We start from the raw sequence: 16,031 nt of genomic DNA on the forward strand, positions 1-16,031 counted from the left end.
GGCAAAGGCGTAGAGTTGCTGGAAAAAGCAGCAAATGCCGCATCGTCTCATTTCGCCGATGCAGCAATATCCGTCACGGGCGGGGAGTGAGCCTGCCTATCCCTTCCGCTGCAGCCGGCAGAAGAAAAAGCCATCGGTATCGGTTGATGCCGGGGTCAGCGTGATGGTTTTGCCGTCCGATGAGCGCGGCTTCGGCGCGTCGCTGCCGAACAGCTTCTCCCAGGAGCTCAGCGCTTCGACCACGTCGAAGTCCGGATTGTTGGCGGCAAAGCGGTTGACCTGCGTTTCGTTTTCCTCCGGCAGGACCGAGCAGGTGACATAGAGCAGCGCGCCGCCGGGGCGGACGAACTCGCAGGCTTGGGCCAGCGCTTCCTGCTGCTGACTTGTGCGCTCGTCGAGGTTCTTCTGTGTCAGCCGCCATTTCGTATCGGGGCGGCGGCGCCAAGTACCGGTGCCGGTGCAGGGCGCATCGACCAGCACCTTGTCGAATTTGCCGCGCAGCGGAAGCAGGCCGTTTCGTTCGTCATGAACCTGGACATTGCGCGTGCCGGCGCGCTTCAGGCGCTCGATGATCGGGGCCAGCCGCCGTCGATCGGAATCATAGGCATGGACCTGACCCTTATTGTGCATCGCGGCCGACATGGCGAGCGTCTTCCCGCCGCCGCCGGCGCAATAGTCGAGCACCTGATCGCCTTCTTCAGGCAGAACGAGATCGGCAACGATCTGCGATCCTTCGTCCTGCACCTCGAACCAGCCTTTCTGGAAGGAAAGTTCGGCGGTGACATTCGGCAGGCGCGATGCGCCTTCGCCGGCGGGAATGCGGATGCCGTAACGGGCGATCTTCGAGGCATGGGCTCCAGCGCGTTCCAGCGCCTTCACCGCCTTGTCGCGGCTGGCTTTCAGCGCATTGGCGCGCAGATCGAGTGTCGGCCGCTCAGCCAATGCCTGCGCTTCCGCAAGCCAGCTATCGCCGAATGCCTGTTGGAAGGAATGTTCGACCCATTCAGGAATATCGCCCTGGATGTGGCGAGGCGCGTCCTCGATCTTGCGGGCGGCAAAGGCTGCCAGCGCCTCGGCGCTTGGTGGTTCGGGGGCGAATTTGTCGCCGTCGAGTTCTGCGGCCAGCATTTCGGGCGTCAAGCCCCATTGGCGAAAGAGGACGGCATGGGCAAGCGCTGAGGGGCTGTCGTCGCCCATCAGCCAGGCATGGGACAGCCGCATGCGCAGGGCGTCGTAGACGATATTGCCGATTGCGGCACGGTCGCCGGAGCCGGCGAAGCGATGGGCCAGTCCCCAATCCTTCAGGGCATCGGCCACCGGTCGCTTGCGCGCTTCGATATCGGCAAGAACTTCGATGGCCCCCTGCAGCCGGCCGCCCAGACGCATTCACTATTCTCCTGCTTGCGCATGGCTCCGAAATCACCTGGATTGCCGGAAAGGCTCATGCGCCCACCAAAGTGTCACTGACACCTCATCAATCCGCACGAAATAGGCACGTGGCGGCAGATTATTGAGACGTCTCAACCGCGTGGTAACCGCGATTGACGGAGAGAGCAAGCGTCAGGCCGAAATGCCGGGATCGTTGCCGGCAAATCCGCCGGTTACTTCGAGGCGACGACGTCGTAACAAACGCTCGCTGTGCCGGAGGCAACCATGCCGATATCCTGCGCTGCAGCACGGGAAAGATCGAGCACGCGCCCGCGGATGAAAGGTCCACGATCGTTGATGCGAACGACGACGCTGCGGCCATTGTGGCGGTTGGTCACCCTCAGACGTGTACCGAAAGCAAGCGAGCGGTGGGCGGCAGTAAAATTGCCTGAACTCATACGTTCCCCGGAAGCAGTCTTGGAGCGTCCCCCGTACCATGATGCACCCCCGCACCCCGATGCTGCAAATGCATCCGTCGAGAGGATAGCAAAAGCGGCGGATATAGTTGCGATGATCGCAATTGAACGATTGATTTTCTTCAAACCGATTTTCCCTCAAACAATTGAACTTGCGCCTGGTGAGCGGCGGGGGCTTAAATCGGGCGAAAAATGGCAAAAAAGTGCCTGCTAATATCACGGAATGTTACGAGATGTAACATTCGTGATTTATGACAACTTATATTATTAATAGCTAAAATTAAGATTCGATGGAAAAAACCTAATGGAATCAGTTAAAAACCGAACGAATTTTCCTAAATCGATGTTGCAATGCAGAAGATCACGAAATTTGAAAAAATAATTTTCCGACTTCGCCTTATTTGCTGCCGCATTTGTGCAATTTCAGAGACCATTAACCATAAATGTGGAGCAAATTGAACTCACCAATATGGATTAGTAGGAATTTTCGTGCGATTTTTTGAAGGAGCGATCGCGAGTTCGCTTAGCCGCGCCAGCGCCCCGAGGACCACAATTGCGCGAGCGACATACGGTAGTCCGGATAGCGGAATGGGAAGCCAAGCGCGCGCAGTTTTGCGTTCGAAACACGCTTGTTCTCGCCATAGAACGAACGCGCCATCGGCGTCAGCTCCGCCGTTTCGAAAGCCTGTTCCGGCGGCGGCTCGATGCCCATCAGACGGGCTGCCTCGACGATGACATCCTGCGGCGGGCCGGGTTCGTTATCGGTGACATTATAGATGCCGCCCAGCTTGCGCTCGGAGAGGAATTTGGCGCAGGCGCCGATATCCTCGACGCGGATGCGGTTGAACACCTGGTTGGCCTTGATCAGCCGCCGCGCCGTTCCCTTTTCCAGATTGCAGAAGGTGTTGCGGCCCGGACCATAGATGCCGGCAAGCCGGAGCACGGCAACCGGAATGCCGAGCCTGATACCGACACGGTTCCAGCCATCCTCCGCTTCGACGCGTTCGACCGAGCGCTCGGAAACCGGATGCAGCGGTGTCTCCTCGCTGACCCATGCGCCTTTGTGATCGCCATAGACGCCGACGGTGGAAAGATAGCCAATCCATTCGAGCTTCGGCATGAGTGCCCGGATATTCATATGCGCTAGCCGCAAGAGCGGATCACCCGCCTTGCCGGGCGCGATCGACTGGATGAGATGCGTGGCGGATTTCATGGTCTCGCTCAATGTCGGATCGAGTGTCTCGCCGTCGAAGATGAAGGCTTCGATGCCCTCCTGGCCAAGAGAACCGATCTTGTCGGGCGAACGGGTCGTGCCGGTGATCCGAATGCCAGGGCCGGCGAAGGCCTTGGCGATAGCCGTTCCCGAATAGCCGCAGCCGAAAATCATCACATGCATCACGCAACTCCCGCCATTGTCCATTCCGCGCGCACATCGGCGTCCGGTTCGTCACTTCTTTCTGCCGCAAAACTGCGGAACTCGCCAGCCGTCATCAACCGCGACAAGGCCCAGACGGCCATGCCGCGGACCACAGCCGAGGGATCGTCTGCCAGGCCGCGGCATGCCGGGATCAAGCCGCGCTCCCCGGAATTGCCGGCGGCGATCAGCACATTGCGAATGAAGCGATCACGGCCGATGCGTTTGACCGGCGAGCCGCTGAAGAAGGTGCGAAAGGCGGGATCGTTGAGACCGAGCAGAAAAGCGATCGACGGTTCCTTGAGATCTTCGCGAGCGATCAGCTTCATCTCGGCGGCGGCGCTGGCGAATTTGTTCCAGGGGCAGGCGGCGAGACAGTCGTCGCAGCCATAGATGCGATTGCCGATCAACGGCCGAAACTGCGGATCGATCGGTCCCTTATACTCGATGGTCAGATAGGAAATGCAGCGGCGGGCATCGAGCTGATAGGGGGCCGGAAAAGCTGCCGTCGGGCAGGCGTCGAGACAGGCGCGGCAGGAGCCGCAATGATCGATCTCGGCCTGATCCGGTTCGAGATCGGCCGTGGTGAACATCGAGCCGAGGAACAGCCAGGAACCGTGCGTTCGGCTGACGAGATTGGTGTGCTTGCCCTGCCAGCCAAGGCCCGCTGCCGCCGCCAGCGGCTTTTCCATGACCGGCGCCGTATCGACGAAGACCTTGACGTCTTCCTGCGATCGCGCCGCGAAACGGGTGGCGATCTCCTTCAGCCGGCCTTTAATGATATCGTGATAATCGCGATTGCGAGCATAGACGGAAATGGCCGCTCTGTCAGGCTTCTCCAGAATGCCGCGCGGGTCTTCCTCCGGGCCATAGTTGAGGCCGAAGACGGCGATGGAGCGGACATCACCCCAGAGCACGTTGGGATCGCCGCGGCGTTCGCGCGTCTCTTCCATCCACGCCATGGTGCCGTGATAGCCTTGGTCCAGGAATTGATTGAGCCTGGCCCCGGCTTCGGAAATGGCGCCTGGCCGGGTGATACGGCAGAGATCGAAACCCTGCGCCCGCGCTTCATCGCGAAGAAAAGCGGTCAGTGTGCGCCGTCGCTTGTTTTCTCTTTCTATGGCACGATCTTCGGGCATATTGAGCCCTCGTCAGAAATCCAGATCGGCGTAGTGCGATACAGGCGTGATGCCGCGCACGCGTTCCGCCAGGATCGGCCGGAAAGATGGGCGCGATTTCAGCCGTTGATACCACTCCTTGGCGACCGGCGATTCCATCCAGTCGATCTCGCCGAGATAATCGAGAACGGAAATCGAAGCGGCCGCGGCGAGATCCGCATAGCTCAGCCGTTCGCCGGCAAGCCATTGGCGGGAACCCGCGAGCCAGGAGAGATATTTCATGTGCTGGCGAATGTTGCCCCGAGCCATGCGCATCACCTTGGAGTCGGGAGCGCCGCCGCCCTGGTCGGCAGTCATCTGCAGCTTGTATACTCGTTCGCGTACCAAAGGCCGCGTTACGTCCTGTTCCATCTTCTGCATGAACCATTCCGTCAGCCGGCGGATTTCGGCGCGCTGAAACGGGTCTTCCGCCAGAAGCCGGCGGTCCCGCTTCAGGACGCCGTGCGTCTCGTCGAGATATTCGGAGATCACGGTTGCGCCGCAGAGCGCCCGCATGCTGTCATCGACATAGACCGGCAGGGTGCCGGCCGGATTGAGCGCCAGAAAATCGCGCCGCTTTTCCCACGTCTGTTCCTCGATCAACTCCGTCTGATAGCCGTATTCGGTCAGAATCAGACGGACGAACCGTGATGGAGATGACATGGAATGATGATACAGCGTCGGCATTGATACTCGGGCTTTTGCAGTTGATGCTTATAGGAGTCTCGGGCTCACCATCTTGCGGCCCTAGTCATACGTCATCGGTTGAAGCTATAGGAGGTTGGCCTAGCTATTACAAGCGAATCGGGCCACCCCGCCCTTTGACAAAGGACACAATATGGCTGAACAAATTGTTATCGCGTTGTTTTTGGGCCTCGTGGAAGGCCTGACGGAGTTCATTCCGGTATCCTCCACGGGACATTTGATATTGATCGGACATTTCCTCGGTTTTGATGAGGCCGCCACTTTCGACGTTCTGATCCAGCTCGGTGCAATTCTCGCCATCTTGCTTGTCTATTTCAATCGTCTCGTTCAAATCGCAAAGGCGCTGCCGGTCAGCGTCAAGGCACGCCATTTCGTGCTCGCCGTCCTTTTTGGCTTCCTGCCGGCCGCCGTCATCGGTGCGATCGCGCATGATTTCATCAAGACGGTGCTGTTCGATTCGCCGAAGGTCATCTGCATCTCGCTGATCCTCGGCGGCATCGTTCTGCTGGTCATCGACAGGATCCCCTTCAAGCCCAAATATACCAGCGCCTATGAGTACTCCTGGCCGATGGCGATCAAGATCGGCTTCTTCCAGTGTCTGGCAATGATCCCTGGAACCTCGCGCTCCGGCTCCACCATCGTTGGTGCCCTGCTTCTCGGCGCCGACAAGCGCTCGGCCGCGGAATTCTCTTTCTTCCTTGCCATGCCGACCATGGCCGGCGCCTTCGCGCTGGATCTGTGGAAAAGCCGTCACGACCTCAGCATGGACCAGGGCCTGCTGATCGTCATCGGCTTCTTCACTGCTTTCATTTCTGCGCTGTTCGTGGTCCGGGCACTGCTCGATTTCGTCTCGCGCCGCGGCTACGCCCCCTTCGCTTGGTGGCGCATTGCCATCGGCGTTCTCGGCCTGATCGGGCTTTATACCGTCGGCTGAGGCGGGTCGCCTCGGTTAAAATTTTGAGGAAAATGAGGCCGGCGAAAACCGGCCTTTTTCATGCTCGATCAGTTCGAGGATGAGGGTTCGATGGAACCTGTCGTGCAAGGATCGACGCCGTAGGCCGGCGTGCATTCACCCTTGACCGAGGTGATGCTGCCGCGGGCCACGAACGAACCAGCGAGGATCACCAGTGCCGCGCACGCAAACAAAAGCGCGATAGACTTACCCATCGAAGAATGCCTTTCCGCAGAAGTGAAACGCGTCGCAAATTGGTCCATTGCCGGACCCGACGACGCGCGGTTGTGTTAGTCAGTGAAGTGTCCAATAGCAATAAATGTTCATGCTAAATTTGACGTTAATGCTACTATTTTCAGTGTGCGTCTTTTGGGCAACGCCAGGCTGTGAATGAAGGCGGTGAGGGAGGCCACCCGATACCGCAAACGCAGCCATACGAAACAAAACGCCGCCTGGAAGAACCAGGCGGCGCTTCGTTTCTTCGAATCGCTAAAGCGTCACGCGGCCTTGCCGGAGCCGGTGAACTGACCCTGCGGGCGATAGCGCACCAGATAGGACGGCAGCACGGAGATAAGCAAGGTCGGATTTAGGCCAATGCCCTTCAGCGTCCGGCCTTCCGCCTCGGCTTCCTTCGAGACGACATTGTCGTGCTTCAGCAGGCGAACCTGGTCGGGCGTGATCGGCGGTGTGATGAACGGCACAGCCGAAGCGATGCCGCCGATGAAGGAGGCAAGGCCGAACGGTAGAGAAACCAGCGACTTCTTCCGGTTGATGACGGCAAGCGTCGTCTCGAGACATTCGCGGAAAGAAAGCACCTCAGGACCGCCGAGCTCGTAGATCGTGCCGGCCTTCAGCTTGCCGTCGACGCTGCGGGCGACCGCCTCGGCAACATCCTCGACATAGACCGGCTGGAACTTCGTCTGGCCGCCGCCAACCAGCGGCAGGAACGGCGCGGTGCGCGACATATCGGCGAATTTGTTGAAGAAGCTGTCTTCCGGACCGAAGACGATCGACGGCCGCAGGATGACGGCATCCGGCTTGATCGAGAGGATGGCGGCTTCGGCGCGAGCCTTGGTGCGGGCATAGGCGGAAGCCGAATTGGCGTTGGCGCCGATGGCGGAAATATGCGTCAGCGAAGCGCCGACGCCGCGAGCTGCTTCCGCGATGGCCTTGGCGCCGAATTCCTGCACCGCGTCGAATTTATTGCGGCCGCTTTCGGCGAGAATGCCGACGCAATTGACCACATGCTGCGCGCCTTCGACGGAGCGATCGATCGAGTTGCGATAACGCAGGTTCGCCTGGACGATCGAAATCTGACCGAGATTGCCGAGCGGCTGCAGAAAACCGGCGAGATCGGGACGGCGCACCGCGACGCGGATACGGTAGCCGCGCTTGGCAAGCACGCGGACGATATGCCGCCCGATGAAGCCCGATCCCCCGAACACGGTAACGAGCGGCGGAAGGTTGGACAGGGTCATGGCAGGCTCCTCGAAAGGCTTAGATAGGGCTGATGTGGCTTCGTCTTAACCGATCCGAGGGCCGAGGTGAAGTGCTATCGCGCCGCATGTTCTGGCTGCCATTTAAAAGCTTTAAACGCCTTCGACGACGACCATTTCGGCATCAGCCACTTCATGACGAATCTTGGCGGCGATCTGGTATTCCGGGGAATTATAGCAATCGACGGCATGCTGCAGCGACGGGAATTCGATGATGACGTTGCGGCCGCGCGCTTGGCCCTCCAGTGGCGTAAAAGCGCCGCCGCGGGCGAGGAAAACCGCGCCGTATTTTTCGAAAGCCGGCTTGGCGGCGGCAACATAATCCTTGTAACGCTCGGTATCGCGAACATCCACGCGTGCGATCCAATATCCCTTTGCCATGTCCGATCTCCCTGTTTCCTGAAAATCTAGAGCGCAGCGTCCATCTCTGCGAGGATGGCGCGGGCGGCTTCCTTCGGATCGGCCGCCTTGACGATCGGCCGCGCGACGACGAGATGGCTCGATCCCGCCTTGATGGCCTCAGTCGGCGTCATCACACGCTTCTGGTCGCCCTTCTCGCTGCCGGCCGGGCGGATGCCGGGGGTCACCAGCGCCATGTCCGGGCCGATGATCTTGCGCACGGCGGCGGATTCCTCGGCCGAGCATACGATGCCGCCCATGCCGGCGAGGAGCGCCTGTTCGGCGCGGCGCAGCACCAGTGTATGCGGGTCGTATTCGTATCCGGCGGCGATCAGATCCTGCTCATCCATGGAGGTCAGCACGGTGACGCCGAGCAGGCAGAGATCGGAACCCTTGGCTGCGGCGACAGCGGCCCGCATCGCCTTCGGATAGGCATGCAGCGTCAGCATCGACATGCCCATCTTGACGATGTTCTCGACGCCGGAAGCGACCGTGTTGTCGATATCGAGCAGCTTCATGTCGAGGAAGATCTTCTTGCCGTCAGCGGCAAGGTCGCGGGCGAATTCCAGCCCGCCGGCAAAAACCAGTTGATAGCCGATCTTGTAATGGAGGATATCGTCGCCGAGGGTGTTGACGACCTTTTCGGCCTCCTGAAGGTTTGGAACATCCAGTCCAACGATCAAGCGGTCGCGTGCGGTCATCTCAACTCCACCCCTGCCAATCTTCTATAGGCGTCCAGTCGCATGAGACGGCGCGCTTCGCAAGGTCGAAACAGAAAAGATTACCGCCGCCGGGCGGCTGATCGCCCTGACGCGCGATCGGTTTGCCTTCAAGGCGGCATTTCAGCAGCGTGCCAACGCCGCCATGACCGACAAAGGCGATGGGCACGTTCGGGTCATGCCGCGACAGAACTGCTTCCACCTCGGAGACGATCCGTACCTGCGCATCTATCGCACGCTCCCAGCCCTTAAAGCTCTCATGTGGATGGGCAAAGAACCAGTCCGCCGCCTTCTCGAATTCCGGCGGGGTCAGGAAGCCCGTGGCGCTGCGGTCGTTCTCGTGCATGGCTTCGATGATCTCGACCGCAGCAGCGCTCGCCGTCGCCAGGATTTCGGCAGTCTCGATCGCCTTGCGCTCGCCGCTGGAAACGATGAGACCGAGCTCGCTCGCCCATAGGCGCGTCGCCGCTATCTGCGCCCGTGCCGCGCCAATATCGGAGAGCCCCCAATCCGGAACGGGAACGGCGGGATCGATGCGCACCTGCGGGTGCGTAATATAGAGAGCGAACATGATCTAGCTCAGCCGCGCCGATAGACCCAGAGCTGGGCCGGCGGGATGTTGCGAACAATGAAGTCGAAGTGCTGGATATGGTAGCGATCCGGCCGGGCGATGATCGGCGAGACCGGTCCGTAGGAGATCTGCACCACGGGACGGCCGGGCGGGATGCGGTCCAGTAGGCTTTCGAGGAGAGCGACGCGCGCCTTCATGGGAAAATTCAGCAGCGGAATACCCGAGACGATGGAATCGAATGTCTGGCCGCGCAATACCCCAAGAGTCTTGTCCAGATCGAAGGCATCGCCATTGATGAAATGGACGCCGGGATAAAGACGGACCAGATGATTGTAGAAGTCGGTGGAATATTCGACGGCGACGAGATTTTCCGGTTCAACGCCGCGGGCCAGGATCGCCTTGGTAATGGCGCCTGTGCCGGGGCCGAGCTCCAGCACCGGCAGGCCGGAATGGATGTTGACGACGCTCGCCATCTTTCGCGCCGTGATCGAGGATGTGGGAACGATGGAACCGACCGTTTTCGGGCCCTGCATCATGCCTTTGAAGAAACGGATTTCTTCGTCGAACTTCTTGCCCAACCGTTCCTTGAGACGCAGCGCCATTCTCTCCCCCACCACATTTAACAGTTACGACTTACATATCGTTTATCTCTCATCTTGCAATGCCATGGCGCAATAACAAGGAAAAATGTCGTAACCGGTGCAAGCTCGAATAGAAGCGCCCCCTCGTTCTCAGAACGCATAAAAGGCGCCTCGGTTTCGTTAGAGCGGTTCAGCGTTTCACAGAATCGCTTCTCCGCTCTATCCCTTTGTTTTGACGCGTTCCGGACGGAAAACCGCTGCGCACTTTTCCTGGAACTGCTTTAAACGCGCATCGGCATCAGGACATAGAGTGCGTCATCGCCGGCCGTGTCGCGGATCAGTGTCGGCGAGCCGGCATCGGCAAGCAGGAAGATCGCGGCATCGCCGGACAATTGCGCGGTAATGTCGAGCAGATATTTGGCGTTGAAGCCGATTTCCATCGCATCCATGTCGTAGCCCACGGCAAGTTCTTCCGTGGCGCTTCCGGAGTCGGGATTGTTGACCGTCAACAATAGCTGGCCGTCCGACAGTGCCAGCTTCACGGCGCGACCGCGCTCCGACGAAATGGTCGAGACGCGGTCGACGGCCTGGGCGAATGTCTGGCAATCGACCCGCATTTCCTTGTCGTTATTCGTCGGGATGACGCGCTGATAATCAGGGAAAGTGCCGTCGATCAGCTTCGAGGTCATGACGATCGAGCCGATTGTCAGGCGGATTTTCGCATCGGACACTTCGACGGTGACGATGACATCGGGGCTGTCGACGAGCTTCTGCAACTCGCCGACCGTTTTGCGCGGAATGATAATGCCCGGCATGCCTTCCGAGCCAGAGGGAGCGTCGACATCGGCGCGGGCGAGCCGGTGTCCATCCGTGGCCACGGCTCTCAGCTTCAGGTCGCCCTTGCTTTCGATCGTGTGGAAGAAGATGCCGTTCAGATAATAGCGGGTCTCTTCGGTGGAAATCGCGAACTGCGTCCGGTCGATCAGCATCTTCAGGTCCGCCGCCTTCAGTTTGAAGGAATGGCTGAAGCTGCCGGCGGTCAGGTCCGGAAAGTCGGATTCCGGCAGGCATTGCAGCGAGAATTTCGAGCGGCCCGAAGCAACCGTCATCGAGCTGCCGTCGGGATTGGTGGCGAGAAGCACTTCTGAACCGTCCGGCAGCTTGCGCACGATGTCGTAGAGCAGATGCGCCGGTACGGTGGTGGCGCCAGCCTTCTCGACATTGGCGGGTGTCGCCTCGGTGATTTCGAGGTCGAGGTCGGTCGCCTTCATGTCGAGGCTCGCGCCCTCCGCCTTGAGCAATACGTTGGACAGGATCGGGATCGTGTTGCGACGCTCGACCACGCGATGCACGTGGTTCAGCGATTTCAGGAGGTTCGACCGCTCAATTGTAATACGCATGATGCTACCGCTTTCGACCGTTACTCCCGGGCAGCCATAGGCGCCCGAAGGATGCTTTTTCGGACAAGGCCCGAGATTGGACGGGCAAAATGACAGAACTCAGCATGCGAATGCAAGAGGCATCGGGATATGCCGCACGTCATTTCGGTATTTGGCCGACAATGCTCACAGGATTTGCACCGCTCTTGCCGTCAGGCCATACCTCGCCCATAAAGGCGATGATTCCGAGGCGAATTCAGGGTCGGTATGAGCGACGAACACACAAGCGGCGGAGCGCGCAGTTTCCGCCTGCACAATACCACGGTTCCAGCACGGCCGCTGGAGCCGGCGCTTTATCTCGTCGCGACGCCGATCGGCAATCTCGGCGATATCACGCTGCGCGCACTGGAAACGCTGGCAGGTGCCGATGTTCTCGCTTGTGAGGATACCCGCGTTACCCGCGTGCTGCTCGACCGCTACGGCATCCAGAACCGGCCCTTCGCCTACCATGAGCACAATGCCGACGAGGTAGGGGCGCGGCTGCTGCAGGCGCTGGAAGCCGGCCGTTCCGTGGCACTGGTCTCCGATGCCGGCACGCCGCTGGTCTCCGATCCTGGTTACCGGCTGGCGCTGCAGGCGATCGACGCGGGTTACCGTGTCGTGCCGATCCCGGGTGCGTCCGCGCCGCTTGCCGCGCTGGTCGGCTCCGGCCTGCCCAACGACGCCTTTTTCTTCGCCGGCTTTCTGCCCGCCAAGGACAAGGGCCGCCGCGACCGGCTGGCCGAGCTTGCTGTCATCCCCGCGACTCTGATCTTCTTTGAATCGCCCCATCGCATCGCCGCAACGCTCAGCGCAGCAGCCGATGTGCTTGGCGGCGAGCGCAAGGCTGCCGTTTGCCGCGAACTCACCAAGACCTTCGAGGAATTCCGTCGCGGCACGCTCACTGAACTCGCAATTTTCTATGAGGCTGTCGAGCATGTGAAAGGCGAGATCGTGCTGCTCGTCGGCCCGCCGGAAGAAACGATCGCCGCCGAAGCTGATGTTGAGGCCATTCTCAGCGATCTCGCGCGGAGCATGCCGACAGCGAAGGCGGCGGCAGAGGCTGCCCGGATCACCGGTCTGCCGCGCAAGGATCTCTACCAGCGCCTGCTCGATATGAAGGAGCGCCATGGCTGAGACGGGCGAGAGGCTGAAGCGGCGGGAAGCGTGGCGACGCGGCCATGTCTCTGAATATGCCGCAGCGCTTTTTCTGTTCTTCAAGGGCTACCGCATTCTCGCCATCCGCCACCGCACCAAGCTCGGCGAAATCGATATCATCGCTCGCAAAGGTGATCTCGCAGTCTTCGTCGAGGTCAAAGCGAGGCGCGGCGAGCAGGAGGCGATCGATGCCGTCTCCTTTTCCGCCCAAGGGCGTATTCGTGCTGCCAGCGACCTTTGGCTTGCTCGCCAGAAGGACTATGGACGCCTGTCGCAACGCTATGACATCGTGGTGATCCTACCCGGCCGCTGGCCCCGGCATTTTCCGGATGCTTTTTGAGGCTGACCATCATGGCGCCGTCATAAAGCGCAACTATTGCCAGACCACCGCGCTCACGTCGCTTCCGCGCATCGCGCCCTAATCATTTCGTCAGGTCTTATGATGATCCGCAGCACCGTTTCCGCCTTCGCCGTTCCCTCGCAAGAGGAACGCAAAGGCTTCATTTCATTGGAAAAGACCCCTGACATTCATGCGGCAACGCTCGCCTCGCTTGCTTGCATGAACACCGTGCGCATCGGTGGCGCGACCGGCGAAGTCCAGCCGCTGAGCTTCCCCTTCACCGTGGCCGCATGGAATATGGAGCGCTGCCTTTTTCCCCTCGAATCCGCCACCAAGTTGAAGGCGACCAAGGCGTCGCTCATCCTGCTCTCCGAGATGGACGAGGGCATGGCGCGGACCGGCCAAAGTGACCCGACCGCGATCGTCGCGGGCGAACTCGGCATGAACTATGCCTATGGCGTGGAATTCCTGGAACTCAGCCTCGGTTCGGAAATCGAGCGCTCCTTCTGCAAGGACGATTTCAACGAAAAGGGCTTTCACGGCAACGCCCTGATGGCGTCCGTCGCCTTGAAGGATGCCTTTCTCTTCCGGCTGCCGGGCGAGGCCAAGTGGTTCAACGACAGCAACGAACAGCCCCGCATCGGCGATCGCTGCGCTGTCGGCGCCATCGTCGAAACCGAGGCTGGTCCCTTCGTCGCCGTTTCGGTCCATCTCGAAAGTGTCGCAACTGCTGCCTATCGCGAGCGGCAGATGGCGGCGCTGATCGACGCTGTTGAAGGTTTTGCACCGGGTTTCCCCATCCTGATCGGCGGCGATCTCAATACCGGCAATCACACAGGCGGGGATTTCTCGACCGATACCCTGTTCGCCATGGCCGAAGGCCGCGGCTTCGAATGCCATGGCGGCCCACTGGATCAGACCAGCACGCGCCCGAGCCTGATCACGCGCTTTCCCGATCGCACCATGAAGCTCGACTGGTTCCTGAGCCGCGGTTTGAAGATCAGCGAAAGCCATCTCGTTTCCTCCCTCAATGAAGAGGGCAAGCCGCTTTCCGATCACGACATGATCGTTTGCACAATCGAAGGTTTTTCTACCTGATCGCTGCAATCGTTAAAATGCGCCGGATTTCATGAACCGCGTCGTTACCTCTTCCGTGCGATGGAGGCTGAGACGCGCATGGAATTGGGGGATTGCATGGTCTTGAAATTGATGTTGGCGAGCATGGCGGCTTTTACCGCGCGTGCCGTCCCGGTCGTCGCCGCGCTGCCGCAGTCGAAAAGCTTCGTGGCCGGCGCCAGCAGCGAAATGGAAATGAAGCCTTCGCCGATCGAACCGTCCTGGATTTTGGCGGGCGATCCGGTTGCCCGCATTGCGGAGCATTCGCGCGGGCACGACGATGCTGCGATGACCGCGCTATGGGATTGCACCGCGGGCGAGTTTCGCTGGTATTTCGGCTGGGACGAAACGGTGATGATCCTCGAAGGTGAGGTACATATCACGACGGAGGATGGCGTTGAACGCACGCTCAGCGCCGGCGATGTCGCCTATTTCGCCGGCGGAACCTGGGCCACATGGCGCATCGACCGCTATCTGCGCAAGGTCGCCTTCTGCCGCAAGCCGTTCCCGAAGCCTTTGACCATGGCCTATCGCCTGCGCAACTTCGTCCGGCAGGGCGGTGCACAGGGCCTTGCCGCCTGACGCGGCCGGCCCTGACGGAAGCCCTTGAATAGCCGTTGCGTTTGGATGCGGGCCGACCTACATCTGTCCGCAAATTCGAGCGAGGGCTGACTATGGCTGGTATCAAGAATGTTGCGGTCCAGATGGACCACGTCAAGAGCATCAACATCGCAGGCGATTCCACCTTCGCCATGAGCCTGGAGGCCCAGAACCGCGGCTATAAGCTCTTCCACTACACGCCCGAGCGTCTCAGCATGCTCGACGGCAAGATCTATGCTACGGTCGAGCCGATGATCGTGCGCGACGTCAAGGGCGATCACTTCGAGCTTGGTGAGCCGGAGCGCGTCGATCTTTCGACCATGGATGTGGTGCTGCTGCGCCAGGATCCGCCCTTCGACATGGCCTATATCACCTCGACGCATCTGCTCGAGCGCATTCATCCGAAGACACTCGTCGTCAATGATCCGGCCTGGGTCCGCAATTCGCCGGAAAAGATCTTCGTCACCGAATTCGCCGACCTGATGCCGAGGACGCTGATCACCCGCGATCCAGCCGAAATCCGCCGCTTCCGCGACGAGATGGGCGATATCATCCTGAAACCGCTCTATGGCAACGGCGGCGCGGGCGTGTTCCATTCGACGCGCGACGACCGTAACCTGTCTTCGCTGCTCGAAATGTTCGGCCAGATGTTCCGCGAGCCTTTCATCGCGCAGCAATACCTGCCTGACGTGCGCAAGGGCGACAAGCGCATCATCCTCGTCGACGGTGAGGCTGTCGGCGCGATCAACCGCGTGCCGGCCGAGCATGATGCCCGCTCCAACATGCATGTCGGCGGCCGTGCCGAGGCGACGGAGCTGACGCCGCGCGAACAGGAAATCTGCAAGCGCATCGGCCCGGCGCTGAAGGCGCGCGGCTTCCTGCTCGTTGGCATTGACGTCATCGGCGACTACATGACCGAGATCAACGTCACCTCGCCCACGGGCCTGCGCGAAGTCAGACGCTTCGGCGGTGCCGACATTGCCAGCCTGTTGTGGGATGCGATCGAGGCGAAGCGCGCTTGAGGAGCGCCTGTCCTGTAGGATCACGGCGCCACCTCTCGCCTTGCCGCAGGTAAGCTATATCGCAATGCCCATCCGGCTGCAGGTCAGGATCACTGCTGACTGCCCGATGGAACTGTCATCCGAGATGACGGTTGGCACGAAGCCGAAAAGCGGCTTCACGTCGACCATCATCCCGACATAGGGGCGCTTGTACATAACGCCGCCATAGCCGCCCATGGCGCTAATGGTGCCGCAGACGCTGACGTAGCCTTTGCTATCCTTGGAAGCCGCCATCGGCCCGAAGATCAGCACGCCCTGATAGGGAAGCTGCTCGCGCAAACCCTTTTCCACCGTAGCAATTTCCTTGACGCTCAATGGATAAGGAACGCCTTTTTCCAGATTATCCCCGCCATCGATAGACTGGCAGCCGGCCAGAACCGCACCCAGCAGAAGGGAAAGCGATACTACAAGTCTCATATTTGCTACCGATTGTAGAAATCGTCCCTTCGTTCCTTTATTGTTCTTGTTTCATTCCATAATTTCTGCCACTATGCAACCCA

General features: G+C 60.0%; 19 protein-coding genes. 6 read left to right on the top strand and 13 right to left on the bottom strand.

Annotated features, from left to right (window positions below; all coding sequences use genetic code 11):
- Positions 1–96: 96 nt before the first annotated feature.
- The 5 genes from QA646_RS18580 to QA646_RS18600 all read right to left on the bottom strand — a co-directional run bounded on the left by QA646_RS18580 (position 97) and on the right by QA646_RS18600 (position 5,102).
- On the bottom strand, positions 97–1,386 hold the full coding sequence (locus tag QA646_RS18580; RefSeq protein WP_283056837.1) for an RsmB/NOP family class I SAM-dependent RNA methyltransferase: 1,290 nt from the start codon (positions 1,384–1,386) through the stop codon (positions 97–99).
- 215 nt (positions 1,387–1,601) lie between these two features.
- Positions 1,602–1,970: a septal ring lytic transglycosylase RlpA family protein gene (locus QA646_RS18585; protein ID WP_283056838.1), complete on the bottom strand. Its 369-nt coding sequence runs from the start codon at positions 1,968–1,970 to the stop codon at positions 1,602–1,604.
- A 397-nt stretch (positions 1,971–2,367) separates the two neighbouring features.
- A complete protein-coding gene (locus QA646_RS18590) occupies positions 2,368–3,240 on the bottom strand; it encodes an SDR family oxidoreductase (protein ID WP_283056839.1) in 873 nt (290 codons plus the stop codon).
- Positions 3,240–4,397, bottom strand: coding sequence for a tRNA epoxyqueuosine(34) reductase QueG (queG, locus tag QA646_RS18595; RefSeq protein WP_283056840.1), 1,158 nt, complete (start codon positions 4,395–4,397; stop codon positions 3,240–3,242). The genes QA646_RS18590 and queG overlap by 1 nt, the downstream gene beginning before the upstream one ends.
- Before the next feature lie 12 nt (positions 4,398–4,409).
- Complete coding sequence (locus QA646_RS18600; protein WP_283056841.1) at positions 4,410–5,102, bottom strand: glutathione S-transferase family protein; 693 nt, start codon at positions 5,100–5,102, stop codon at positions 4,410–4,412.
- A gap of 151 nt (positions 5,103–5,253) precedes the next feature.
- Between QA646_RS18600 and QA646_RS18605 the strand changes: the two genes are divergently transcribed.
- A complete protein-coding gene (locus QA646_RS18605) occupies positions 5,254–6,054 on the top strand; it encodes an undecaprenyl-diphosphate phosphatase (RefSeq protein ID WP_283056842.1) in 801 nt (266 codons plus the stop codon).
- 68 nt (positions 6,055–6,122) lie between these two features.
- On the opposite strand, the gene QA646_RS18610 is transcribed toward QA646_RS18605, so the two are convergent.
- From QA646_RS18610 to dnaN, 7 genes are all read right to left on the bottom strand, one after another.
- Complete coding sequence (locus QA646_RS18610; protein ID WP_283056843.1) at positions 6,123–6,287, bottom strand: hypothetical protein; 165 nt, start codon at positions 6,285–6,287, stop codon at positions 6,123–6,125.
- A 282-nt stretch (positions 6,288–6,569) separates the two neighbouring features.
- Positions 6,570–7,550: a complex I NDUFA9 subunit family protein gene (locus QA646_RS18615; RefSeq protein WP_283056844.1), complete on the bottom strand. Its 981-nt coding sequence runs from the start codon at positions 7,548–7,550 to the stop codon at positions 6,570–6,572.
- 111 nt (positions 7,551–7,661) lie between these two features.
- The gene (locus tag QA646_RS18620) at positions 7,662–7,949 is read right to left on the bottom strand and encodes a DUF1330 domain-containing protein (protein WP_283056845.1); all 288 of its coding nucleotides are present in this window, start codon (positions 7,947–7,949) and stop codon (positions 7,662–7,664) included.
- Positions 7,950–7,975: 26 nt separating this feature from the next.
- Positions 7,976–8,668: an orotidine-5'-phosphate decarboxylase gene (gene pyrF, locus QA646_RS18625; RefSeq protein WP_283056846.1), complete on the bottom strand. Its 693-nt coding sequence runs from the start codon at positions 8,666–8,668 to the stop codon at positions 7,976–7,978.
- 1 nt (position 8,669) lies between these two features.
- Positions 8,670–9,257: a histidine phosphatase family protein gene (locus tag QA646_RS18630; protein WP_283056847.1), complete on the bottom strand. Its 588-nt coding sequence runs from the start codon at positions 9,255–9,257 to the stop codon at positions 8,670–8,672.
- Between the two features lie 8 nt (positions 9,258–9,265).
- Complete coding sequence (gene pmtA / locus QA646_RS18635) at positions 9,266–9,859, bottom strand: phospholipid N-methyltransferase PmtA (RefSeq protein ID WP_283056848.1); 594 nt, start codon at positions 9,857–9,859, stop codon at positions 9,266–9,268.
- Between the two features lie 260 nt (positions 9,860–10,119).
- On the bottom strand, positions 10,120–11,238 hold the full coding sequence (gene dnaN / locus QA646_RS18640) for a DNA polymerase III subunit beta (RefSeq protein ID WP_283056849.1): 1,119 nt from the start codon (positions 11,236–11,238) through the stop codon (positions 10,120–10,122).
- A gap of 246 nt (positions 11,239–11,484) precedes the next feature.
- On the opposite strand from dnaN, the gene rsmI reads away from it, so the two are divergent.
- From rsmI to gshB, 5 genes are all read left to right on the top strand, one after another.
- Positions 11,485–12,393: a 16S rRNA (cytidine(1402)-2'-O)-methyltransferase gene (gene rsmI, locus QA646_RS18645; protein ID WP_283056850.1), complete on the top strand. Its 909-nt coding sequence runs from the start codon at positions 11,485–11,487 to the stop codon at positions 12,391–12,393.
- Positions 12,386–12,754: a YraN family protein gene (locus QA646_RS18650; protein ID WP_283056851.1), complete on the top strand. Its 369-nt coding sequence runs from the start codon at positions 12,386–12,388 to the stop codon at positions 12,752–12,754. Before rsmI ends, QA646_RS18650 begins: the two co-directional genes overlap by 8 nt.
- 102 nt (positions 12,755–12,856) lie before the next feature.
- Positions 12,857–13,852 carry an endonuclease gene (locus QA646_RS18655; RefSeq protein ID WP_283056852.1) on the top strand — a complete coding sequence of 332 codons (996 nt, stop codon included), beginning with the start codon at positions 12,857–12,859 and terminating at the stop codon, positions 13,850–13,852.
- 96 nt (positions 13,853–13,948) lie between these two features.
- Positions 13,949–14,452, top strand: coding sequence for a cupin domain-containing protein (locus tag QA646_RS18660; protein ID WP_283056853.1), 504 nt, complete (start codon positions 13,949–13,951; stop codon positions 14,450–14,452).
- A 92-nt stretch (positions 14,453–14,544) separates the two neighbouring features.
- Complete coding sequence (gene gshB, locus QA646_RS18665) at positions 14,545–15,492, top strand: glutathione synthase (protein WP_283056854.1); 948 nt, start codon at positions 14,545–14,547, stop codon at positions 15,490–15,492.
- Between the two features lie 54 nt (positions 15,493–15,546).
- Here gshB and QA646_RS18670 read toward each other — a convergent pair whose 3' ends face one another.
- Complete coding sequence (locus QA646_RS18670) at positions 15,547–15,948, bottom strand: hypothetical protein (protein WP_283056855.1); 402 nt, start codon at positions 15,946–15,948, stop codon at positions 15,547–15,549.
- Positions 15,949–16,031 lie beyond the last annotated feature (83 nt).

The sequence above is a fragment of the Rhizobium sp. CB3090 genome (genome assembly GCF_029714285.1).
In the GTDB taxonomy this organism is placed as follows: Bacteria; Pseudomonadota; Alphaproteobacteria; order Rhizobiales; family Rhizobiaceae; genus Rhizobium.